The sequence below is a fragment of the Amycolatopsis tolypomycina genome (assembly GCF_900105945.1).
In the GTDB taxonomy this organism is placed as follows: domain Bacteria; phylum Actinomycetota; class Actinomycetes; order Mycobacteriales; family Pseudonocardiaceae; genus Amycolatopsis; species Amycolatopsis tolypomycina.
This window is the reverse complement of the sequence record NZ_FNSO01000004.1, coordinates 3,645,517-3,667,502: the sequence shown is the minus strand read 5'-3', so window position 1 is coordinate 3,667,502 and position 21,986 is coordinate 3,645,517. Positions and strand designations below refer to the sequence as shown.

At 72.7% G+C, this 21,986-nt stretch carries 20 protein-coding genes; 12 read left to right on the top strand and 8 right to left on the bottom strand.

The genetic code is table 11. The annotated features are described in order from the left end of the window. Nucleotides 1-21: 21 nt before the first annotated feature. Nucleotides 22-1,383: a rhamnulokinase gene (locus tag BLW76_RS26760; protein WP_091319934.1), complete on the top strand. Its 1,362-nt coding sequence runs from the start codon at nt 22-24 to the stop codon at nt 1,381-1,383. Here the strand turns inward: BLW76_RS26760 and BLW76_RS48755 are convergent. The 3 genes from BLW76_RS48755 to BLW76_RS26745 are packed head-to-tail and all read right to left on the bottom strand — an operon-like array spanning nt 1,373 to nt 3,415. Continuing rightward, nucleotides 1,373-1,708, bottom strand: coding sequence for a hypothetical protein (locus BLW76_RS48755; RefSeq protein WP_091312176.1), 336 nt, complete (start codon nt 1,706-1,708; stop codon nt 1,373-1,375). The genes BLW76_RS26760 and BLW76_RS48755 overlap by 11 nt on opposite strands. A 34-nt stretch (nt 1,709-1,742) precedes the next feature. Further along, on the bottom strand, nt 1,743-2,351 hold the full coding sequence (locus BLW76_RS26750) for a response regulator transcription factor (protein ID WP_091312175.1): 609 nt from the start codon (nt 2,349-2,351) through the stop codon (nt 1,743-1,745). Continuing rightward, nucleotides 2,348-3,415, bottom strand: coding sequence for a sensor histidine kinase (locus BLW76_RS26745; protein WP_091312173.1), 1,068 nt, complete (start codon nt 3,413-3,415; stop codon nt 2,348-2,350). Before BLW76_RS26745 ends, BLW76_RS26750 begins: the two co-directional genes overlap by 4 nt. A 57-nt stretch (nt 3,416-3,472) precedes the next feature. Here BLW76_RS26745 and BLW76_RS26740 point away from each other — a divergent pair, with 57 nt between their 5' ends. The 5 genes from BLW76_RS26740 (at nt 3,473) to BLW76_RS50500 (ending at nt 9,726) form a co-directional block, all read left to right on the top strand. Beyond that, the gene (locus BLW76_RS26740; RefSeq protein ID WP_091312171.1) at nt 3,473-3,961 is read left to right on the top strand and encodes a DinB family protein; all 489 of its coding nucleotides are present in this window, start codon (nt 3,473-3,475) and stop codon (nt 3,959-3,961) included. A gap of 110 nt (nt 3,962-4,071) precedes the next feature. Further along, a complete protein-coding gene (locus BLW76_RS26735) occupies nt 4,072-7,284 on the top strand; it encodes a TIM-barrel domain-containing protein (protein WP_091312165.1) in 3,213 nt (1,070 codons plus the stop codon). A gap of 323 nt (nt 7,285-7,607) precedes the next feature. Further along, on the top strand, nt 7,608-8,042 hold the full coding sequence (locus tag BLW76_RS26730; protein ID WP_091319927.1) for a transcriptional regulator: 435 nt from the start codon (nt 7,608-7,610) through the stop codon (nt 8,040-8,042). Between the two features lie 31 nt (nt 8,043-8,073). Then, on the top strand, nt 8,074-8,652 hold the full coding sequence (locus tag BLW76_RS26725) for a hypothetical protein (RefSeq protein WP_244170319.1): 579 nt from the start codon (nt 8,074-8,076) through the stop codon (nt 8,650-8,652). Between the two features lie 9 nt (nt 8,653-8,661). Continuing rightward, on the top strand, nt 8,662-9,726 hold the full coding sequence (locus BLW76_RS50500) for a hypothetical protein (RefSeq protein WP_091312161.1): 1,065 nt from the start codon (nt 8,662-8,664) through the stop codon (nt 9,724-9,726). A 13-nt stretch (nt 9,727-9,739) separates the two neighbouring features. Here the strand turns inward: BLW76_RS50500 and BLW76_RS26715 are convergent, their stop codons facing one another. Continuing rightward, the gene (locus BLW76_RS26715) at nt 9,740-10,252 is read right to left on the bottom strand and encodes a 2'-5' RNA ligase family protein (protein ID WP_244170316.1); all 513 of its coding nucleotides are present in this window, start codon (nt 10,250-10,252) and stop codon (nt 9,740-9,742) included. 304 nt (nt 10,253-10,556) lie between these two features. Then, nucleotides 10,557-10,976, bottom strand: a complete 420-nt coding sequence (locus tag BLW76_RS26710; RefSeq protein ID WP_091312159.1) for a hypothetical protein — start codon at nt 10,974-10,976, stop codon at nt 10,557-10,559. A 154-nt stretch (nt 10,977-11,130) separates the two neighbouring features. Between BLW76_RS26710 and dinB the strand changes: the two genes are divergently transcribed. The 4 genes from dinB to fdhD all read left to right on the top strand — a co-directional run bounded on the left by dinB (nt 11,131) and on the right by fdhD (nt 15,924). Further along, nucleotides 11,131-12,321 (top strand): DNA polymerase IV, encoded by a 1,191-nt coding sequence (gene dinB, locus BLW76_RS26705; protein ID WP_091312157.1) that lies wholly within the window; start codon nt 11,131-11,133, stop codon nt 12,319-12,321. Nucleotides 12,322-12,933: 612 nt separating this feature from the next. After that, nucleotides 12,934-13,344: a histone-like nucleoid-structuring protein Lsr2 gene (locus BLW76_RS26700; protein WP_091312154.1), complete on the top strand. Its 411-nt coding sequence runs from the start codon at nt 12,934-12,936 to the stop codon at nt 13,342-13,344. 446 nt (nt 13,345-13,790) lie between these two features. Further along, on the top strand, nt 13,791-15,089 hold the full coding sequence (locus BLW76_RS26695; protein ID WP_091312152.1) for an MFS transporter: 1,299 nt from the start codon (nt 13,791-13,793) through the stop codon (nt 15,087-15,089). A 1-nt stretch (nt 15,090) separates the two neighbouring features. Next, on the top strand, nt 15,091-15,924 hold the full coding sequence (fdhD, locus tag BLW76_RS26690) for a formate dehydrogenase accessory sulfurtransferase FdhD (RefSeq protein WP_091312150.1): 834 nt from the start codon (nt 15,091-15,093) through the stop codon (nt 15,922-15,924). On the opposite strand, the gene BLW76_RS26685 is transcribed toward fdhD, so the two are convergent. Genes BLW76_RS26685 through sucC form a run of 3 tightly spaced genes read right to left on the bottom strand, consistent with a single transcriptional unit; the run spans nt 15,885 to nt 18,757 of the window. Continuing rightward, nucleotides 15,885-16,727 carry a LysR family transcriptional regulator gene (locus BLW76_RS26685; protein ID WP_208613391.1) on the bottom strand — a complete coding sequence of 281 codons (843 nt, stop codon included), beginning with the start codon at nt 16,725-16,727 and terminating at the stop codon, nt 15,885-15,887. The two genes, fdhD and BLW76_RS26685, sit on opposite strands and share 40 nt — an antisense overlap. Continuing rightward, nucleotides 16,727-17,608, bottom strand: coding sequence for a succinate--CoA ligase subunit alpha (gene sucD, locus BLW76_RS26680; protein WP_091312145.1), 882 nt, complete (start codon nt 17,606-17,608; stop codon nt 16,727-16,729). Before sucD ends, BLW76_RS26685 begins: the two co-directional genes overlap by 1 nt. A gap of 3 nt (nt 17,609-17,611) precedes the next feature. Next, a complete protein-coding gene (gene sucC, locus BLW76_RS26675) occupies nt 17,612-18,757 on the bottom strand; it encodes an ADP-forming succinate--CoA ligase subunit beta (protein ID WP_091312143.1) in 1,146 nt (381 codons plus the stop codon). A 244-nt stretch (nt 18,758-19,001) separates the two neighbouring features. On the opposite strand from sucC, the gene BLW76_RS26670 reads away from it, so the two are divergent. Both BLW76_RS26670 and frc read left to right on the top strand, forming a co-directional pair. Further along, the gene (locus BLW76_RS26670) at nt 19,002-20,741 is read left to right on the top strand and encodes a thiamine pyrophosphate-binding protein (RefSeq protein WP_208613390.1); all 1,740 of its coding nucleotides are present in this window, start codon (nt 19,002-19,004) and stop codon (nt 20,739-20,741) included. 14 nt (nt 20,742-20,755) lie between these two features. Continuing rightward, complete coding sequence (frc, locus tag BLW76_RS26665; RefSeq protein WP_091312140.1) at nt 20,756-21,985, top strand: formyl-CoA transferase; 1,230 nt, start codon at nt 20,756-20,758, stop codon at nt 21,983-21,985. Nucleotide 21,986: the final 1 nt, after the last annotated feature.

Here is a 21,986-nt window from a genome sequence, read left to right as displayed (position 1 = left end):
GGCGCGTCCAGCGGGCGGGTGATGGCCGGGACCGTGGGACCCGGCGTGTTGCGCGTCGAGGAGGTCCGGCGCTTCCCGAACGGCGGCGTCCGCGCGGGGCCGGCGCTGTACTGGGACATCCTGGGCCTCTACCGCGAAACCCTGGCCGGGATCCGCGAAGCGGGGCGCCTGGACGGCGTCGGCATCGACTCCTGGGCGGTCGACTACGGGCTGCTGGACGAGCGCGGCGCGCTGCTCGGCAACCCGGTCCACTACCGCGACGCACGCACCGACGGCGTGCCCGAGTCGGTGGCCGCGGTCGTCTCCGCACGTTCCCTGTACGACGTGACGGGCTTGCAGCAGCTGCCGTTCAACACGCTGTACCAGCTGGTTTCCGAAGGCGACCGCCTGGAGACGGCGTCGACGCTGCTGCTCATCCCGGACCTGCTGAACTACTGGCTGACGGGCGCGATCGGCGCCGAGCGCACGAACGCGTCGACGACCCAGCTGTACGACGTCCGCGCGCGTACGTGGGCTGCTTCGCTGGCATCGAAGGTGGGAATCCCGCCGCGGCTGCTGCCCCCGCTGCGCGACCCGGGCACGGTGGTCGGCACGGCGGACGAGCTGTCGGGCCTGCCGGTGGTGGCGGTGGGCTCGCACGACACGGCGTCGGCGGTGGTAGCGGTACCCGCGTCCCCCGGCACGAACTTCGCCTACATCTCCTCGGGCACGTGGTCGCTGGCCGGCCTGGAGCTGCCCGCACCGGAGCTGGGCGACGCGGCACTGGCGGCGAACTTCACGAACGAGGGCGGCGTCGACGGCACGATCCGGTTCCTGCGCAACGTGATGGGCCTGTGGGTGCTGTCGGAGACGTTGCGCACGTGGTCGTGCCCCGAAGAACTGCCGTCGTTGCTGGCCGCCGCGGCCGCGTCCCCGCCGCTGGCCGCGGTGGTGGACATCGACGCACCGGAGTTCCTGCCCCCGGGCGACATGCCGGCCCGTCTCACGGCGGCCTGCCGGGCCACGGGCCAGCGGCCGCCGTCCGGCCGCGCGGCGGTGGTCCGCTGCATCGTGGACAGCCTGGCGATGGCCCACCGCCGCACGATCCGCACGGCGGCCGCCCTGACCGGCCGCAGTGTCGACGTGATCCACCTGGTGGGCGGCGGAGCCCGCAACGAGCTGCTGTGCCAGTCGACGGCGGACGCGTGCGGAGTACCGGTACTGGCGGGCCCGGTCGAGGCGGCGGCGCTGGGCAACGTGCTGGTCCAGGCCAGGGCACTGGGGGAGGACCTGCCGGACCTGGCGGCGATGCGGGAGCTGGTGCGCGAGACGCAGGAGATCCGCCGTTACGAGCCCTCGGGCACGGCGGACTGGGCGGCGGCGGAGGCCCGGCTCAGAGGTTGATGTCGCCGTGCACGTCCCGCAGCTGCACGACCTTGCCGGTGACGTTCCCGGTCACCTGGTTGTACACGCTCCCGTGGCTGAGCGAGACCTGCCGCCACTCCTCCCGCAACGCTTCGGCGAACTCACCGTCCTCCGCCTCGGCCTCGGCCAGCCGCTCGGCCAGCGCCGCGATCGGCCGGCCCTCCTCCGGCGCCGCCGCGGCCGCTTCCAGCAGGGCGATCGCCTCCGTGTCCTTGGCGAACTTGCGCTTGACCAGCTCGTAAAGGCCGGTTGCCCCCTTGGCCGCCAGTGCGGCGGCGATGGAGACCAGGATCGGTTCGGGCATGCCTTCGAACTTAGCCGCGCACGTCCCCCGCGAGCTACAACCAGCCTCGCTCGTCCGCGACCCGGACCGCTTCCACCCGATTGCGCGCCCCGGTCTTCGTGATCGCGGCCGAGACGTAGTTGCGGACCGTGCCCTCCGACAAGTACAGCCGCGCCGCGATCTCCGCGATCGTCGCGCCGCTGCGGGCCGTGATGAGCACGTCGCGTTCGCGGGCGGTCAGCGGGGACTCGCCGGCCGCCAGGGTGGCCACGGCGAGCGCCGGGTCCACCACCCGCTCGCCCTCGGCGACCCGGCGGATCGCGTCGGCGAGCACGTCGGCCGGGGCGTCCTTCACGACGAAGCCGGCGGCGCCCGCCTCCATCGCGCGCCGCAGGTAGCCCGCGCGGCCGAACGTCGTGAGGATGACGACGCGGCAGTCCGGGACCTGCTCGGCCAGCACCGCCGCGGCCGCCAGCCCGTCCAGGCCCGGCATCTCGATGTCGAGCAGGGCGACGTCGGGCCGGTGTTCGCGGGCCGCCGCGACGACCTCGTCCCCGCGGCCCACCGCGGCGACCACGTCGAAGTCGTCCTCGAGCGCGAGCAGTGCGCACAACGCCTCGCGGACCAGGGCCTGGTCGTCGGCGAGCAGCAGCCGGATGCTCACACCGTCACCTGCAACCGCCACCCGCGCGGGCGCAGCGGGCCCGCCGAGAGGTACCCGCCGGCCGCGGTGACGCGCTCGCGCAGGCCGTCGAGCCCGGACCCGCCGGTCGCGGTCCCGCCGACGCCGTCGTCGACGACCTCCACTGTGGACTCCGAGAGCGTCACCGCGCACCGGGTCGCCCGCGCGTGCCGGGCCACGTTGGTGAGCCCTTCGCGCACCACCCAGCCGAAGAGTTCCTGGTGCGCCGGGCCGACGACGTCGACGGCCGTCGGCAGGTCCGCGGCGACGCCGCACGCGCGCAGCAGCTCGCGGCCGCGGGCGAGTTCACCCGCCAGCGTGACGTCGCGGTAGCCCGACACGGCCGCCCGGACGTCGGTGAGCGCCTGCCGCGCCAGCGTCTCGACGGCCGCCATCTCCTCGCTCGCCCGCGCGGCCTCGGCGCTGACCAGCCGCCGCGCCAGGGTGCTCTTCACCGTGATCGCGGTGAGCGAGTGGCCGAGCAGGTCGTGCAGGTCACGCGCGATCCGCATGCGTTCGGCCTCGGACGCCAGCCGCGCGACCTCGGCGCGGGCCTCGACGAGGGCGGTGTTGGCCCGGATCGCCTCGGCGAACGCGGCCACCATGAGCACGGTGAACACGAGCGCGACCGCCTGCGTCCAGCCCGGCCCGCCCGGCCACGGCACGACGACGGCGGCGATCGCGGCCGCGGCCACCAGCACGAGCGCGACGCGCCGCGGCAGCCGCGGCACGGCGACGGAGAGGACGACGGCGGCGAGGAAGAACGCGTCGGCGTTGGCGAACGGGATCGCGAGGGCGAACAGGGCGGCGCAGGCGCCCACCAGCAGCCAGAACAGCCGCGTGGCGCGCCGGTCCGCCGCCGCGGCGGCCAAGAGGTAGGCGACGGCGAAGGCGCCGACGACCACGCAGCCGGCGACGGCGGCGGCGCCGTCCGAGTGCTGCAGCACGCCCGCCACGGTCACGCCGGGGTAGACCAGCAGGCCCGCGTCGAGCAGCCGCAGCCGCCAGCCGCGCACCCAGCGCTGCACGTCCGATGTCCCGTCCACCCCCGGGACGTTACCGGGCCCGCCGGGCGACGGCGTGGGAGCGCTAGGTTCGCAGGCATGGCCGAGACCCAGCGCAAACCCGTCCCGCGCAACGACGACGGCGAGCTCGACACCGCGACGGCGTTCCTGTCGTTCGCCCGCGAGTGCGTGCTCAAGAAGACCGACGGGCTCACCGAGGAGCAGCTGCGCCGGGTCATGGTCGCCTCGGGCACCTCCCTGCTCGGGCTCGTCCACCACCTGACCCTGGCCGAACAGGTCTGGTTCGGCCACCACATCGCGGGCGGCCCGGACCCCGGCAACGTGGGCATGGACGTCCCGGCGGGCCGCACCGCGGCCGAGGTGCTGGCCGGCTACCGGGCGGCGATCGAGGCGAGCGACGCGGCGATCCGGGCCGCCGGCGACCCCGGCAAGCCCGCGGCGGTGGCGATCGACGGCCGGTGCCACACCCTGCGCTGGGTACTGGCGCACATGACGAGCGAAACCGCGCGGCACGCGGGGCACGCCGACATCCTGCGCGAACAGCTCGACGGCGTGACCGGCCGCTGATCTGTCCGGGACAGGTCCGGTGAGTGGTCTGGACATCGCGGGCGACGGCGTGCTCAGCTTTCCAACGTTGTAACGCCGCCGAGTCCCCTTCACCGGAACGGAGTTCCGCCGTGCGGACCAGAACTGCGAGAACCATCCGGCGGGCCTGCGCGCTCGTCGTCGCCGGGAGCGCCGTCGCGGCGGTGACCGTCGCGACGCCCGCCGTGGCCGGGCCTGCCCGCCAGACCGTCGTCGCGGGGAACGCCCGCTTCCAGGTGCTGTCCCCGACCCTGATCCGCACCGAATATGCCGGTGACGGCCGCTTCACCGACGCCGCCACCTTCAACGCCGTCGGCCGCGGCGCCTTCACGCCGACGCCGTACACCAGCACGGTTTCCGGCGGCGTGCTCACCATCCGGACCAGTGCCGCGACGCTGACGTACCGGCTGAACTCGGGCCCGTTCGACGGCGGCAACCTCGAGCTCCGCACCTCCGCGACACTCGCGGCCCCCTGGCGTCACCTCACCTGCACGGCCGGCGCGCGGTGCGAGGCCGAAGACCTGACCGCCGACGGCCTCGGCGTCGCCACCGACCACTCCGGCTACACCGGCGAAGGCTTCCTCGCCGGCTTCGAGAGCACCGGGAACTCGGTGACGGCGGACGTCCTCGCGCCGGCTGCCGGCACGTACTCGGTGAGCGCGCGCTACGCCAACGGCCAGGGCGGCGACGGCCAGCACGTCACCCGCACCCTCGGCGTCTCGGTCGACGGCGGCGCGGCGCAGAAGCTGACCCTGCCGGTGACGGCCGACTGGAACACCTGGGCCGTGGCCTCGGTCCCGGTCACCCTCGGCGCCGGTCACCACAGCGTCCGCGTCGAACGGGCCGCCGCCGATTCCGGCAACGTCAACCTCGACGCCGTGGCCGTCCTGACCGCCGGCGCCGCGTTCCCGCCGGCGTCGGCGCGCGCGGTCACCGGCTGCCCGGCCGGGGTGAGCTGCGAAGCCGAAGCCGGGCTGCGGACGGGCTCCGCGGTCGTCGCGACCGACCACACCGGCTACGCCGGCCGCGGGTTCGTCGCCGAGCTCAACCGCGGCTCGACGCTGACCCACCGCGTCGCGGACGTCCCGGCCGACGGGACGTACCTGCTGCACGTCCGCTACGCCAACGGCACCGGCGGCGACGGCAGGCACGAGACGCGGACCGCGCCGGTCACCGCGAACGGCGTCACCCGCACGCTGACCCTGCCCGTCACCGACGGCTGGGACGCCTGGCAGAGCGCGTCCGTGCCGGTGGACCTGAAGGCGGGCACGAACGACGTCGTCCTCGCCTGCCCGGACGACACCAGCTGCCACGTCAACGTCGACACCGTCGCCGTCACCCCGGCCGGCGCCGCGGCACCGCCGCCGCACCTCGCGCTCGGCGGCTACCGGCGGGGTCTCGACGGGGTCAACGGCGACAACGGTGCGCCGTCGACGACCGAGGGGCTGCTGCACTCCGACGGCTGGTACCTGCTCGACGACACACCCTCCGCGCTCTACGACACGCGCACGCGCGCGGTGACGCAGCGCCCGTCCCACGGCGGGAACCCCTACCAGGACGGCTACCTCTTCGCGTTCGGCCACGACTACAAGACCGGGCTGCGCGACCTGGCCACCCTCACCGGGCCGCCGCAGCTGCTGCCGCGCTGGGCCTACGGCGTCTGGTACTCCGAGTACATCGACCGCACCGCGGCCGATTACCGCGACACGATCCTGCCGCGCTTCCGCAGCGAAGGCGTTCCGCTGGACGTCCTGGTGACCGACACCGACTTCAAGGCGCCGGACACGTGGAACGGCTGGCAGTTCGACACCGCGAAGTTCCCCGACCCGGCCGGCTTCTTCGCCTGGTCGAAGGCCCAGGGCCTGCACAACAACCTCAACATCCACCCCAGCATCATGGGTTCGGACCCGCAGTTCGCCCGCGCCCAGGCGACGGCGAAGGGCAAGCTGGCCAAGTCGAACTGCGGCACCGACTGCTACGTCTTCGACTGGGGCGACCCCGACCAGCTCAAGGCCTACCTCGACCTGCACGCCGGGATGATGCGGCAGGGCAACGACTTCTGGTGGCTCGACTGGTGCTGTGACGCCTCGCGCTCGAGCCTGCCCGGCGTCACCCCGGACGCCTGGATCAACCAGCAGTACGCCGACCTCGCGGCGCCCGCGACCGGCCGCGGGTTCGTGATCTCGCGGGCGTACGGGTCGCTGCAGGCTGGCGGCTACGGCGGCCCGACGGGACTGGCGACGGGGCCGTGGGCGGACAAGCGCAGCACGCTGCACTTCACCGGTGACACGGCCTCGACGTGGGGCACGCTGCGGATGGAGGTCGGCGTGACGCCGGCCGAGTCGGCCGCGACGGGCATGTCGGCGATCAGCCACGACATCGGCGGCCACAACGACACGACGGGCCTGCGCGGCAGCGAGACCTACACGTCCGGCGGCCAGCAGCGCCAGACGTTCAAGCTGCCGGACGACCTGTACGCGCGCTGGGTGCAGCTCGGCACGTTCCAGCCGATCGACCGGCTGCACAGCAACCACAGCGACCGGCTGCCGTGGCAGTACGGCGACGCGGCGAAGGCGTCGGCGACGAAGTTCCTGAACCTGCGGGAAAACCTGGTGCCCTACACGTACACGCTGGCCCAGGAGGCCGCGACGACGGGTGTTCCGGTGGTGCGCCCGACCTACCTCGAGTACCCGGACGAGCCGGGCGCGTACACGGCGGCGGCGAGCGAGTACTTCTACGGGCCGGACCTGCTGGTGGCGCCGGTGACGTCGCCGGGTGCCTCGGCGACGACGTCCGTGTGGTTCCCGCCGGGCCAGTGGACGGACTACTTCACCGGCAAGACGTACGCGGGCGGGACGACGCAACAGGTGACGTCCGACCTGGGCACGATGCCGGTGTTCCTCCGCGCGGGCGGCATCACGGTGACGCGTACGGCCGACGTCACCAACGACGTCCAGAACCCCCTGAACCGGGTGACGGTGACGGTGGCACCGGGCGGCTCGGGCACGTTCTCGCTGTACGAGGACAACGGCGTCTCGTCGGCGCGGTCCGCGACGACGAAGATCACCTACGGCGAGCGCTCCGGGGCGCACACGGTGACGGTGGCGCCCGCGCAGGGCTCGTTCCAGGCGGGGCCCCGCGAGTGGACGGTGAAGTTCCTCGGCGTGCCCGCGGCCCCGAGCCGGGTGAAGGTGGGCAGCGGCTGGGCGCCGTCGACGGCGTGGAAGTGGGACGCGGCGACGAAGACGCTGGCGGTGACCGTGCCGGCCCGCCCGGGCCGGGCGCCGGTGACGGTCGCGTACTGAGCGTCTGGCTGTGGTGGCCCCTCGGGATTCCGAGGGGCCATCGCGGTGTCGGCCCTCGGGTCCCGCAGGACGGTCCGCGGCTGCTTCCGCCGCATCCACCTGCCCGCACGAGAACGGGGTGGCGCGGCGCACGGGACGAGGCGCGTGGCCACCCCCAGCGGCCACGTGAGTCACCCGCGAGGTCGCTGCGCCACCCCGGAGCCGGTGTCACGTTTCCGAAACACCAGACAGGCGTATCGTAGTCTTTCCGACACAGGGTGTGTCAAGTTTTCGGAACAGCTACTCTGATTGGTGTCACGTTTCATGGCTGCAGGTGGTGTGTGGTGAGCGAAGAGCGCAGTTTCGCCGAACGGCTGGCGCACCTGATCGCGACCGTGCACCCGCCGGATCGCAAGCCGTACTCCTACCGGGAGATCGCGCACGGCGTCGCCGAGCAGACCGGCGTCTCGATGTCGGCGACGCACGTCCAGCAGCTGGCCGTCGGCGCGCGCAAGGACCCGAAGCGCTCGCACATCCAGGCGCTCGCGCAGTTCTTCGGCGTCCCGGTCACCTACTTCTTCGACGACGAGGTGGCCGGCCAGGTCGACCGCCAGGTCGAAGAGGTCGTGGCGTGGCGCGACAGCGAGGCGCGGAACCTGGCGCAGCGGGCGATGCGGCTTTCGCCGCGCGACCGCGAAACCGTGACGGCGCTGCTCGATCAGCTCAGCAGCTACGACGACACCCGGCGTCGCGCCGGCCGACGGCGGAAGCCGGAGTGACGGTCCGGGCTCGGCTACGATGACCTCGTCCGTGATCGCGCCCCGGTGCACCCGGCTGGCGCCCGGTGAGCGGGGAGGACCCATCGACGAGCGTGGCCTGCCGGCCCTTCGCGACCGCGCCCGCGAGCGCGTGCGGGCGGTGCTCGCCGCCGTCCCGCTGCCCCGGCCGTGGTCGATGAACGCCTGGGTCGACGGTCTCGAAGCGTGGCGCGGGCGCGAGATCGACCTCGTCCCGATCGCCTACCGGCCCGGCCAGCCGTCCGGCGCGTGGCAGGCCCGCCCGGACTACGACCTGATCGCCTACACCGAGCACACGTCGGCGCTGCACCAGGACCACATCATCGCCCACGAGCTCGCCCACATGCTGTGCGCGCACACCGGGACCTGCCTGATGGCGGAGGCCGAGGCCGCCGAACTCGCCCCGGACCTCGAGCCGCGGGCGTTGTCGCACCTGCTCACCCGCGTCACCACGGGCACCGACGAGTACGAGGCCGAGCTGATGGCCGTGCTGCTGATGAGCGCGGCGACGAGCGAACCGGCCGCCGTTCAGCCGGGCGCGTCCGGCCGAGCGGCGGACCAGGCTAGGCGGCTGGCGGCACTCCTGGGATAGTCGATTCCCGTGATCGACATTCTTTTTGTCGGGGTCGGGCTCTTCGCGTTGTTCGTCGGGATCTGGCGCGCGGTCCGCGCCCGCCGCACCGGCGCGGGTGCGGGCCTGGCGGTGTCCCTGATCGCGCTGGGCGCGGCGTTCTGCTTCCTGTCGAACCGGGCGCAGCAGTTCGAGAGCGAGATCTACCCGAGCCTCGGCCGGCTGCTGTCGAACCTGGCGACGATGGTCGCGGCGTACGGCATCGGCCTGACGGTCGCCGAGATCAGCGGAACCCGCGACCGCGGCCGGCGCACCCGGCTGGTCGCGCTGGGGGTGGCGTTGACGGTGCTGGTGGTGACGTTCTTCAGCACCCCGGACCTGCCGCGCGGCATCGGCGTGTTCGACGAGCTGTACCGCACGCACCCGACGCTGGTGGTCTACGTGTTCACCTACACGGTGTACCTGGGCCTCGCGGTGATCGACATCGGCATCGTGGCGGCGGTGACGATCCGGGCGAGCGGCGGCGCCTTGCGCGCGGGGCTGGCGCTGTTGCTGCTGGCGTCGGCGTTCGCGGTGGCGTACCTGGCGGGGAAGGTGGTCGGGACGGTCCGCGCCCTGCAGGCCGACCACCCGGCGAAGGCGTTGTGCCGCGGGCCGTTCTCGACGCTGCCGTGCGCCCTCGACGTCGGGTTCCCGGCGATCTCGGTCCTGCTGATCGTCCTGGGCCTGACGATCCCCGCGGTCCCGGGCCTGGTGGCCGCCCGCCGCGACGCCCGGACGCTCCGCCTGCTGCGGCCCCTGCGCGGGCACCTCACCCGGCGCTTCCCGGAGATCGCCCGGATCGATCCGGCGGGCCCGTCCCGCCGCGAGCGTCTCCTGACGGCGATGAGCGAGACGAACGACGGCCTGATCCTGGCGGGCGTGACCCCGGACCAGCCGCCGTCGGCCGCGGCCAGGCTGGTCCGCGACCTCCCGGACGAGCCGGCCGAGACGCCGCCGCCCGTCGCACCGGCGGAACCGTTCGCCGCCGACGTCGCCCGGTTGCGGGCGATCGCCCGCGAGTACCGGACGCTGGAGGGAACCCCGGCGGAGTGACCGCGCGGTCACCTCATCCGCCGAAAGGCGCCTCCAGCCGAGGTTCCCACCCCCGATCGGTGAGGGCGACGAGCTGCAGGGCGGCGGCCCGCCCGGCGATCGGCAGGAGCGGCCGCACATCCCGGGCGACGCGCTCGAGGGTTTCCGCGGAGCCCCCCATGGCGACGGTCAGGTGCGCGGCGGGCCGCGGACCGAACCGGCCCCCGTAGGGCAGCACATCGGGCCACCGAGCGCAGACCGCATCGGCGACGGGTTGCAGCGACGGAGCCGCAAGAGCCACGAAACCGGGTGTGGTCACGAGTTCGGTGAGTTCCACCTCGGGCGGCGCGAAGCCCGCCGCCAGTGAGCGGACGGCCGCGGTGACGTCTTCGGTCAGCGAGGCGTCCGGCAAGAAGGGGTAGAGCGCGGTGACGTGGGCGGGCAGCCCGGGCCGCACAAGGCCGGGATCAACCCGCCGAGCCGTGGCGAGCACCGGTTCGGCGGTGGGGAGCAGGATCACCAGCGCGGTGGTTCCGGGTTCGGGCACCCCTGCATCATGGCAGCGCGCCGGAGGTGGTCGCGGGCAGCCGCCCAGGATTGCCGTGGGGGAGCGGCGCCTTCGGCAACGGCCCACGCCGCACGGTCAGCGGCAGGCTCTGCACCCGCCCAACGGTGCCTTCCGGTGGCAGCGGTCTTCGGCAACCGGACCCCTACACCGGGCGGCGGCAGTGGCAGCGAGGCGGCGCGGTTTTTCGTCGGCTGGGCGGAACCCGGCCATCGGGGCGGCAGCGGTCTTCGGCAACCGGCCTCAATCGGGCCTCGAGCGGCAGTCCATCACCAGGCCGCTGCCTTCAGGCGGCAGCGGCCTCCGGGAACCGGCCCGCCCGGGCCAGTGCGAGACTCCGCCGGCACAGCTCCACGAGCTCCCGGTTCGCCCGGCTCTCCGGCACCGACCCGCAGACTCCGCAGCGGATCGTCACCTCGCCCGCCAGCTCGTCCACCGCCACCAGCGCCTGGTGGTCGCAGCGGCGGCACCAGCGGTAGCCGATCGCCGGGTTCGTGTGCACCGGTGAGGACACGCAGTCGTGCAGCCAGCGGCGGTGGGTCCGGCACGTCACGCGGTCCGTCGGGTCGAGGCCGCCGGCGTCCTCCACCCGGTCTTCACGGGCCAGGGTCGCCGCCAGCAGGGGCTGGCGGGCCGCCGCCGGCTTGTCGTGTGGGCTCGGGGTGGCCCACGCGTGGTGGTCGCCGCATCGGCACTTCTCGGTCATGTCGCCCCCAGTGGTCGGGTCGTTCGATTCCCCGAGTGTGAGCGGGGCAACAGTGCGTCACAACCCCAAAAAAGCGGAGTTTCGACCGGCGGCACGTCACCCGCGGCGGGCGGATGAGCGGACTTCGGCCCCTGGGTATGCGAACATATGTTCTATGACCGCCGAGGGGCCCATCCTGCACGCCGACCTCGATTCCTTCTACGCCTCGGTCGAACAGCGCGACGATCCGGCGCTCAAGGGGCGTCCCGTCATCGTCGGCGGCGGGGTGGTGCTCGCCGCGAGTTACGAGGCCAAGGCCTACGGCGTGCGCACCGCGATGGGCGGCGCGCAGGCCCGGCGGCTCTGCCCGCACGCGGTCGTCGTGCGCCCGCGGATGTCCGCCTACCTGGCCGCCAGCCGCGCGGTGTTCGAGGTCTTCCACGACACCACGCCGTGGGTCGAAGGCCTCTCGATCGACGAAGCGTTCCTCGACGTAGGGGGGTTGGCCAGGATCGGCGGACGACCGAGCCGCATCGCCGAACGGCTGCGCGCGGACGTCGCCGAGCGGGCCGGGCTGCCGATCACGGTAGGGGTGGCGCGCACCAAGTTCCTCGCCAAGGTGGCCAGCCGGGTCGCCAAACCCGACGGCCTGCTCGTCGTCCCGCACGACGCCGAGCTGGAGTTCCTGCACCCGCTGCCGGTTTCGGCGCTCTGGGGCGTCGGCAAGGTCACCGCCGAGAAGCTGCGGGCCCGCGGGATCACCACCGTGGGCGAGCTCGCCGCGTCCGAGCACGTCGACCTCGTCGGCCTGCTCGGCCGGGCCGCGGGGGCGCACCTGCACGACCTCGCGCACAACGAAGACCCGCGCCGTGTCGAGCTCGGCAGGCGGCGGCGCTCGATCGGCGCCCAGCGGGCCCTCGGGCGCGGCAGGCGGACCCCGGCCGAGCTCGACATCGTGCTGGTGGCGTTGATCGACCGGATCGCCCGCCGGTTGCGGGCTGCCCGGCGCGTCTGCCGGACGGTGACGATCCGCCTGCGCTTCGCCGACTTCTCCCGCGCCACCCGCTCGCACACGCTGACCGACCCGACCGCCGGCACCGGCGTCCTGCTCGCCGCCGCGCGCGAGCTCCTGGTCGCCGCGCTGCCGCTGATCGCCGACCGCGGGATCACCCTGCTGGGCGCGGCGCTGTCCAACCTGGCCGACGAAAACCCGTTCCAGCCGGCGCTGCCGTTCGAGCGGCAGCGGGCGACCGAGCTCGACACCGCCCTCGACGCCGTGCGCGACCGGTTCGGGAAGGCCGCGGTCACCCGCGCGGTCCTGCTCGGCCGTCCGGACGACCTCGAAGTGCCGATGCTGCCCGACTGAGCGCCGCGTCGCGCAGTTCCGCGGGCCGCGGGTGATCGATGCGATTTCCGATCCGGGCGCCAATCCACCCGGATCCCGCAATGTCGTCCGTGGTGACTCCGAGCCAGCCGTCGAACACGGGGTGAAACGGGTCCAGTCCACTCTGGACGAGCCGATCCGCGACACCGGCGGCGCCGGGACGCGGAATCGTCCGGGTGCGGACCGGCACGCGAACGAATCGAGCCCGACGCAAGAATCACATACTGGTCTATACCGGAATTGCGGCACACCGCCGTGGGGCGGAGAAGGGGAACGACCTGGTCCCGACGAGCGAATGTGGCGCCCGGGCGCCGGTGGCCGTGAACATCGGGGCTGCCGATGCCGGGGCATTACCGGTAAACTGGGTCCCGGTCACCTCGCCGCGGTACCGATTCGATTTCGGACATATCACAAAAATCGATTTCTGCCAAGACGATGAGCATTTGTGCTCGGTTGCGGGTCACCCTGGACGCGGGCGACCCGCTCGCCCGGGCGGCCATTGTGGACGCTTCAGGGTGTCGCGCGTGCCGGGCGTGATTCGACAGGTTAGGGTCTGCTCGACCGTGTTCTGGAGAAGATGAGGAACGACGAATCATGGCGCAACGGGTACAGGTCCAGATGGTGGACGACCTCGACGGCAGCGAGGCTTCGCAGACCGTCCCCTTCAGCCTCGACGGCGTGACGTACGAGATCGACCTGTCCGAGGAGAACGCCTCCGCGCTGCGGGACGAACTGGCTCGCTACGTCGCCGCCGCGCGGCGCATCGGCGGCCGCAAGGTCCGCCTCGCGACCGGCCAGTCGCTGTCCGGCCCGTCGGGCTCGGGCACCGACCGCGAGCGCAACCGGCAGATCCGCGAATGGGCGCAGGCGAACGGCTACGAGGTCGCCGAACGTGGCCGCCTCTCCAGCGAAATCATCGCCGGTTTCGAAGCCGACCAGGCCGCGGCGGCCGAGCCTGCCGAAGCGAAGCCGGCGCGCAAGCGGGCGACCCGCAAGAAGTCTTGAAGCCGGTGCCGGCGAAGCCGTGCCATCGGGTGCGGTTTCGCCGGCCGGGCGCCGCCTGAGCGGTTTCGGGTGGCATTGAGTGTTCTTCCGGTGCCTCACCGTCACCCGGCCGGTTCGATGTGGACGTCCGAAGCGGTTCTGCGGCCGGAAAACGGGTGGCGCACCATTCGCCGCACGGCGAAAGCTTGTCGGAGGGCGGCTCCGATGGCCAGACTGTCAGTGCTCCGCGCGGCCGGTACCGCGGCGGAGCACCGGTCCGGTGGCCGCCTCCTCCCTCGATGGCCACCGGGCCGCCTCTCTTCTGCCCGTGACGGGCTCCCGCGCTGACGACGATCGTCCATCCGGGCGGCGGCGCAACCATCCCTGTGGACTTCCACGCCGAACCGGCGCACACTCAGCCTACTCCATACTGCATACAATCTTCAGTTTGGTGGGAGGCGGTCGCGATGCCCGAGGTGCGTGAGCTCCGGGACGTCTACGGACGGCAGTACCGCGTCGGCGAGTCCGACCGGGAGCTGCTCGGCCGGCCGCGGACGTGGATCACCTGGCTCGCCGCGGCGGCCATGCTCGCCGCCGGCGTGCAGCAGTACGGCTTCGGCGCGATCGTGCCGTCGCTGAGCCGGACTCCGGGCTGGACGTTCGGCGGGATCGTGCTCGCGCTCGCGGTGTGGGCGATCTGCCAGGCCGGCGTCGCGTTCCCGGTGGCGTGGCTGCGCGAACGCGGCCTGCTGCCCGCGCCCGCGGCGATGGCCGCCGGTGCCGTGCTGTGCGCCGCCGGGCTCGTGACGCTCGGCCACGCGACCAGCCTGCTGACCGTGTTCCTCGGCTACTCGGTGCTGGGCGGACTCGGCACCGGCCTGGTCTACGCCACGTGCGTCGGCGCGGTGCTCGCCTGGTTCCCCGACCGCACCGGGTCCCGCGCCGGCGTCGTGAGCGGCGCGTTCGCCTTCGGCAGCGTGCCCTTCGTGGTGCTCGCCGCCGCCCTGCCGGCCGCGCGGCCGGTGCTGCTGGACGTCACCGCCGTGGTCGTGTTCGCCGTCATCGCCGGGTGCGCGGCGCTGCTGCGGTACCCGCCGCGGCACTGGTGGCCCGCCACGCCGGAGCCCCGGACGTGGGCGCTCGACCGGGCGCACAACCGGCGTCCGGCGGTCCGGCACTACCGGCCGGCGGAACTGTTCCGGTGCGGCACGACGCTGGCGCTGTACCTCGTGGTGGTGCTCGCGGCGGCGGTGTTGCTGTTCGACCTCGCCTACCTGGCGACGTTCACGGCCGCGCGCAGCGGGACGGGCCTCGCCGCGGCCGCGCTGGCGTTGCTCGCCGCGGCCACCGGCGGCGGCCGTGTCCTCATCGGACGGCTCGCCGGCCGGCTCGGCCGGCGCCGGATCCTGCGTTCCGCCCTGCTCGCGGGCGGGATCGCGCAGTTCGTGCTGTTCTATTCCGGTGAACACCGGCACGCCGTCGGCCTGCTGCTGGGCGTCACGCTGGCCGGGCTCGGCAACGGGTGCTGCTACACACTGCTCGTCGGCCTGGTGCGGGAGTACTTCGGCGAGGTTTCGGTGGCGCAGAACTTCGGGATCCTCTACAGCGCCAAGGCCGTCGGCGCGGTGGTCGGGGCCGGGCTGGCCACGCTGTTCGTGACGGCGCACGCCTTCACCGCGGCGGGCGTGCTGAGCCTGGCCGCGGCGGTGCTGTGCGGCCGGTTGACCCAGCCCGGCCGGCCCAAGTCGCTGCTCCCGGCGGCCTGACGTGGGGCGGACGACGAGCAGGCGGCGCGTGCTGCGCGTCCACGACGGCGGGCGGACGACGCGGCCGGACACGCTCACCGTCGAGGAGCCGCTGGAGATCCGGGTGGGCGGCAAGCCGCTGACGATCACGATGCGGACCCCGGGCGACGACTTCGACCTCGCCGCGGGCTTCCTGGTCGGCGAGGGCGTGGTCCACGCGGCGGCCGACATCCGGTCGATCCGCTACTGCGCCGGGGCGACGGCCGACGGCGGCAACACCTACAACGTCCTGGACGTCGCGCTCGCCGACGGCGTCGCCCCGCCGGACGCCTCGGTGGAGCGCAACTTCTACACGACGTCGTCGTGCGGCCTGTGCGGCAAGGCGAGCCTGGACGCGGTGCGCACGACGGTGACGTGGCCGGTCGACGCGGACAGGTTTGCCACCGACCCGGCGACGCTGGCGACGATGCCGGACGAACTCCGTGCGGCACAACGGGTGTTCGACCGCACGGGCGGCCTCCACGCGGCGGGCCTGTTCGACGCGGACGGCAAGCTCCGGTGCCTGCGCGAGGACGTCGGACGGCACAACGCGGTGGACAAGGTGGTCGGCTGGGCAACCCGAGGCGGCGGGCTGCCGTTGTCCGGAACGGCGCTGATGGTGAGCGGGCGGGCGTCGTTCGAGCTGGTGCAGAAGGCGGCGATGGCCGGGATCCCGCTGCTGGCGGCGGTGTCGGCACCATCGTCGCTGGCGGTGGACCTGGCAGCCGAGCTGGGGTTGACGCTGGTCGGCTTCCTGCGCGGGACGTCGATGAACGTCTACACGCGACCGGACCGCTTGGGATTCGAGCCGAGCTGAGCAAGCACGGCGGCCACGGCGGGCCCGGAATCGGCCCGGTACACGGCGGCAAGCTGCCACGGCGGGGGACGGTCGAACCGCCGCACGGTGAGTTCGGGAAACCGCGCGGCGACGGAGGCGGGCAGCACACAGGCGGCAAGCCCGGCCCGCACGAGCCCGGCGGCCACGGCGAGATCATCGACTTCGAGGGCGACGAGGCGGTGCGGGAAGGCCCGATCGACGGCGTCGCGGATCGCCCAGCCCGACGGGAAGTCCACAAGGGACAGCGCGGAGAGATCGGCAGGGGCCGAGCGCGCCCCACCGGGTGCGGTGGCAAGGACCAGTTCTTCAGCGGCAAGAAGCGTGGTGACGAGGTCGGCCGAGCTGCCCGATCCGGCGATCTCGCCAGTGGCCGAAGTCATCACCAGATCCACAGTGGACTCCGTCGGCGCGCACCGCACCTGGCGGACCTCCACTGCCAAGCCCGGGTGCGCGTGCCGCAGCGCCGCGAGCGTCCGGTGCAGGTCCGCCAGCAACCCCGGGCACACCCCGAGCCGGACCCGGCCGGTCACCGGCGACACCGCCGCGCGCGCTCGCTCCGCCGCCTCCAGGGCCGCGCGGGCCGCCGGGACGAACGCCTCGCCCGCCGGGGTCAGGACCACCCGGTGCGTCGTGCGGTGGAACAGCGGTGTGCCCAGGTCGCGCTCCAGGGCCCTGACCACCGTGGACACCGTCGACTGGACCGTCCGCAGGCGCTGGGCGGCCGCCGTGAAGCCGCCTTCCTCGGCGACCGCCACCACCACTGCCAGCTGGCGGAGCTCCATCAGGCCAGCAGCTCGCGGGCCAGCGCCGCCGTCTCGCTCGGTGTTCGGCCGACGCGGATCCCCGCCGCCTCCAGTGCTTCCTTCTTCGCCGCCGCCGTGCCCGCCGAGCCCGACACGATCGCGCCCGCGTGGCCCATCGTCTTGCCCTCCGGGGCCGTGAACCCGGCCACGTAACCCACCACCGGCTTCGCCACGTTGGCGCGCACGAACTCCGCCGCGCGCTCCTCCGCGTCACCGCCGATCTCGCCGATCAGCACGATCAGGTCGGTGTCCGGGTCCTTTTCGAACGCCTCCACCGCGTCGATGTGCGTCGTCCCGATGATCGGGTCGCCGCCGATGCCCACGCACGTCGAGAAGCCGATGTCGCGCAGCTCGTGCATGAGCTGGTACGTCAGCGTGCCGGACTTCGACACCAGCCCGATCCGGCCCGGTCCGGTGATGTCGGCCGGGATAATGCCGGCGTTCGACCTGCCGGGGGAGATGATGCCCGGGCAGTTCGGGCCGATGATCCGGGTCCGCCCGCCGGCCGCGACGGCGTGCGCCCACAGCCGCGCGCTGTCGTGCACCGGGACGCCTTCGGTGATCACCACGGCGAGCCCGATGCCCGCGTCCACCGCTTCGATCACGGCGTCGGCCACGAACGGCGGCGGCACGAACAGCACGCAGACGTCGGCGCCGGCCGAGGCCATCGACTCCGCGACACTGCCGAACACCGGCAGCGAACGACCGGAGAACTCCACCTGCTGCCCGGCCTTGCGCGGGTTCACCCCGCCGACGACGTTCGTCCCGGCGGCCAGCATCCGCTGGGTGTGCTTCGCGCCTTCGGAACCGGTGATGCCGGAGACGACGACCCGGCTGTTCTCGTCCAGGAAGATGGCCACGACTCAGACCTCCGCGATCGCGAGCTTCGCCGCCTCGCGGGCGGCATCGTCCATGGTGGCCACCACGGTGACCAGGGGGTGTGCGGCTTCGGCGAGGATCCGCCTGCCCTCGGCGACGTTGTTCCCGTCGAGCCGGACGACCAGCGGCTTCGACGCGCGCGTCCCGAGAATCTCGAGCGACCGCACGATCCCGGTCGCCACCGCGTCGCACGCGGTGATGCCGCCGAAGACGTTGACGAACACGCTGCGCACCTGCGGGTCGCCGAGGATGACGGTCAGCCCGTCGACCATCACCTGCGCCGACGCCCCGCCGCCGATGTCGAGGAAGTTCGCGGGTCCGCGGGCGCCCGCCTCGGCCGCGGCCGCCGCCACGACGTCCAATGTGGACATGACGAGCCCGGCGCCGTTGCCGATCACGCCGATGTCGCCGTCGAGCTTGACGTAGTTGAGGCCCTTCGCGCGGGCGGCACGTTCCAGCGGATCACCGTCCGCGGTGTCGTCGAACGACGCGGAACGGCGGAAGGACGCGTTGTCGTCGAGCGTGATCTTGCCGTCCAGTGCGACGATCCCGGTGCTCGTCAGCGCCAGGGGATTGACCTCGACGAGCGTGCAGTCCTCGGCGACGAACACCTCCCACAGCTTCTCGACGACGCCGGCGACTTCGCCGCGGACGTCGGTGGGGAAGGCGGTGGCCACCGCGGCCGCGTCGACGCCGGCCAGCGGATCGACCGGGACGCGGACCAGGGCGTCCGGCCGGGTGGCCGCGACCTCCTCGATCTCCATCCCGCCCTCGGCCGACGCCATCGCGAGGAACGTCCGCCCGGCACGGTCGAGCAGGAAGGAAAGGTAGTACTCGTCGGCGATCTCGCTCGCTTCGGTCACCAGGACGCGGTGCACGGTGTGGCCCTTGATGTTCATGCCGAGGATGTCGTCGGCGGCCTGCTCGGCGTCGTCGGCGGTACGCACCACGCGGACGCCGCCCGCCTTGCCGCGCCCGCCGGTCTTCACCTGGGACTTGACCACGACCGGCCCGCCGAGATCCGCCGCGACCGAACGAGCGGCGGCCGGGTCGGCGGCGACGCGGCCGCGGGGGACCGGCACACCGTGCTTCTCGAAGAGATCGCGGGCTTCGTGTTCGAAGAGGTCCATGCGGGAGCGTCCTTTCCGCGTAGGGGCAGGGCGAAGGCGTGGAGTGGTGGTCCGCGGGGGCCGGTTCCGAGTCCGGAAAAACCCTGCGGATGGCCCTGGACACAGCCAGCTAGAAGAGTGACTATATGCCTACCCCATACGGTATGCAATCTACAGTCTGCCGTGATGGGGCCGCTGACCTCGGAGAAGGCGACACGCACCGCCGGACAAGAGAGATCCGGTGGCGGACCAGAGGAGTTGAGCCATGGCGCTGACCACGACCGGCACGACCGCGGGGGAGAGTGCCGCAGCGACCAACGGCGCCGAGCCCGCGCCCGCCACGGAGATATCTGGCGGCCACCTGGTGGCCAAGGCGTTGAAGGCCGAAGGGGTCGACACGATCTTCACCCTGTGCGGCGGCCACATCATCGACATCTACGACGGCTGCGTCGACGAAGGCATCGAGGTCATCGACGTCCGGCACGAACAGGTCGCGGCGCACGCGGCCGACGGCTACGCGCGGATCACCGGCAAGCCCGGCTGCGCGGTCGTCACCGCCGGCCCGGGCACCACCGACGCCGTCACCGGGGTCGCGAACGCCCTGCGCGCGGAGAGCCCGATGCTGCTGATCGGCGGCCAGGGCGCGCTGACCCAGCACAAGATGGGGTCCCTGCAGGACCTCCCGCACGTGGACATGATGACGCCGATCACCAAGTTCGCCGCCACCGTCCCGCACACCGCCCGCGTCGCCGACCTGGTGAGCATGGCTTTCCGCGAGGCCTACGCCGGTGCGCCGGGACCGTCCTTCCTGGAGATCCCGCGTGACGTCCTCGACGCGCGCGTCCCGCTCCAGAACGCGCGGATCCCCGAAGCCGGCCGCTATCGCGCGTCGACGAAGAACGCGGGCGACCCCGCGGACGTCGAGAAGCTCGCCGACCTGCTGGTGCACGCCAAGAAGCCGGCCATCCTGCTCGGCAGTCAGGTCTGGACCACCCGGGCGACCGGCCCGGCGACCGAGCTGGTCCGGACGTTGAACATCCCGGCCTACATGAACGGCGCCGGCCGTGGCACGCTGCCGCCGGGCGACCCGCACCACTTCCAGCTCTCGCGCCGGTACGCCTTCGACAACGCCGACGTCATCGTCATCGTCGGCACCCCGTTCGACTTCCGGATGGGCTACGGCAAGCGCCTGTCGAAGGACGCCACCGTCGTCCAGATCGACCTCGACTACCGCACGGTCGGCAAGAACCGCGACGTCGACCTCGGCATCGTCGGCGACGCCGGGCAGGTCCTCGCCGCCGTCGCCGAGGCCGCGTCCGGCCGCACCGACAACGGCGCCGTCGGTCGCAAGACCTGGCTCGAAGAACTCCAGGCGGTGGAGGAGAAAGCGAAGCAGAAGCGGCTGCCGCTGCAGCACTCCGACGCGAGCCCGATCCACCCGTACCGGCTGGTCCACGAGATCAACGAGTTCCTCACCGAGGACTCCATCTACATCGGCGACGGCGGCGACATCGTCACCTTCTCCGGCCAGGTCGTCCAGCCGAAGTCGCCCGGCCACTGGATGGACCCCGGTCCGCTCGGGACGCTCGGGGTCGGCATCCCGTTCGTCCTGGCCGCGAAGCACGCGCGCCCGGACAAGGAGGTCGTCGCCCTCTTCGGTGACGGCGCCTTCAGCCTCACCGGCTGGGACTTCGAGACGCTCGTGCGGTTCAACCTCCCCTTCGTCGGGATCGTCGGCAACAACTCGTCGATGAACCAGATCCGCTACGGCCAGGCCGCGAAGTACGGGCTGCCCCGCGAGCGCGTCGGCAACACCCTCGGCGACGTCCGCTACGACGAGTTCGCGCGGATGCTCGGCGGCTACGGCGAAGAGGTCCGCGACCCGGCGGACATCGGGCCGGCGCTGCTGCGGGGACGCGAATCCGGCCTGCCGTCGCTGATCAACGTCTGGGTCGATCCCGACGTGTACGCCCCCGGAACCATGAACCAGACCATGTACAAGTGAGCGGAGGCCAAGGCATGGGCAAGGCACTGGAGGGCGTCCGCGTCCTCGACATGACCCACGTGCAATCCGGTCCGTCGTCGACGCAGCTGCTCGCCTGGCTCGGCGCGGACGTGATCAAGCTCGAAACCCCCGGCCGCGGCGACATCACCCGCGGGCAGCTGCGCGACCTTCCCGGCGTCGACAGTCTCTACTTCACGATGCTGAACGCGAACAAGCGCAGCATCACGCTCAACATGAAGAGCGACGAGGGCAAGGAAGTCTTCGAGAAGCTCGTGTCCGGAGTGGACGTCCTCGTCGAGAACTTCGGCCCGGGCGTGGTCGACCGGTTCGGCTATCCCTGGGAGAAGCTGGCCGCGCTCAACCCGCGGCTGGTCTACGCCTCCATCAAGGGGTTCGGTCCCGGCCGCTACGCCGACTTCAAGGCCTACGAGGTGGTCGCGCAGGCCATGGGCGGCGCGATGAGCACCACCGGCTTCGAGGACGGGCCGCCGACCGCCACCGGTGCCCAGATCGGCGACTCCGGCACCGGCATCCACCTGGTGGCCGCCATCCTCGCCGCGCTGTACCAGCGGACCTCCACCGGCCGCGGCCAGCGCGTCCAGGTCGCCATGCAGGACGCCGTGCTCAACCTGTGCCGCGTCAAGCTCCGCGACCAGCAGCGGCTGGCCCACGGCCCGCTGGGGGAGTACCCGAACGACCAGTTCGGCGACGAGGTCCCGCGCTCGGGCAACGCCTCCGGCGGCGGCCAGCCCGGCTGGGCCGTCAAGTGCGCGCCCGGCGGGCCGAACGACTACATCTACGTGATCGTCCAGCCGCCCGGCTGGGCGCCTCTGGCCCGGCTGATCGGCAAGGCCGAGCTGGCCGACGACCCCGCGTGGGCCACGCCGGAGGTGCGGCTGTCCAAACTGGACAAGATGTTCGCGCTCGTCGAGGAGTGGACCGAGAAGCACACCAAGTGGGAAGTGATGGAGAAGCTCAACGCCCACAACATCCCCTGCGGTCCCATCTTGTCCACGAAGGAGCTGATCGAGGACGAGACGCTGGCCGAGCTCGGCTCGGTCGTCGAGGTCCCGCACCCCGAGCGCGGCACCTTCAAGACCGTCGGCTGCCCGCTCAAGCTGTCCGACTCGCCCGTCGAGATCCACCGGTCGCCGCTGCTCGGCGAGCACAACGACGAGGTACTGACCGAGCTCGGCTACAGCGAAGCGGAACTCGACAAGTTCCGCGCGGCGGGGGTGATCTGAC

Coding starts and splice junctions, on each gene's coding strand:
- BLW76_RS26760 (WP_091319934.1), top strand. CDS start 22: ATGGCCGGGACCGTGGGACCCGGCGTGTTGCGCGTCGAGGAGGTCCGG.
- BLW76_RS48755 (WP_091312176.1), bottom strand. CDS start 1,708: ATGCCCGAACCGATCCTGGTCTCCATCGCCGCCGCACTGGCGGCCAAG.
- BLW76_RS26740 (WP_091312171.1), top strand. CDS start 3,473: ATGGCCGAGACCCAGCGCAAACCCGTCCCGCGCAACGACGACGGCGAG.
- BLW76_RS26710 (WP_091312159.1), bottom strand. CDS start 10,976: ATGACCGAGAAGTGCCGATGCGGCGACCACCACGCGTGGGCCACCCCG.
- dinB (WP_091312157.1), top strand. CDS start 11,131: ATGACCGCCGAGGGGCCCATCCTGCACGCCGACCTCGATTCCTTCTAC.
- BLW76_RS26700 (WP_091312154.1), top strand. CDS start 12,934: ATGGCGCAACGGGTACAGGTCCAGATGGTGGACGACCTCGACGGCAGC.
- BLW76_RS26695 (WP_091312152.1), top strand. CDS start 13,791: ATGCCCGAGGTGCGTGAGCTCCGGGACGTCTACGGACGGCAGTACCGC.
- BLW76_RS26685 (WP_208613391.1), bottom strand. CDS start 16,727: ATGGAGCTCCGCCAGCTGGCAGTGGTGGTGGCGGTCGCCGAGGAAGGC.
- sucC (WP_091312143.1), bottom strand. CDS start 18,757: ATGGACCTCTTCGAACACGAAGCCCGCGATCTCTTCGAGAAGCACGGT.
- BLW76_RS26670 (WP_208613390.1), top strand. CDS start 19,002: ATGGCGCTGACCACGACCGGCACGACCGCGGGGGAGAGTGCCGCAGCG.
- frc (WP_091312140.1), top strand. CDS start 20,756: ATGGGCAAGGCACTGGAGGGCGTCCGCGTCCTCGACATGACCCACGTG.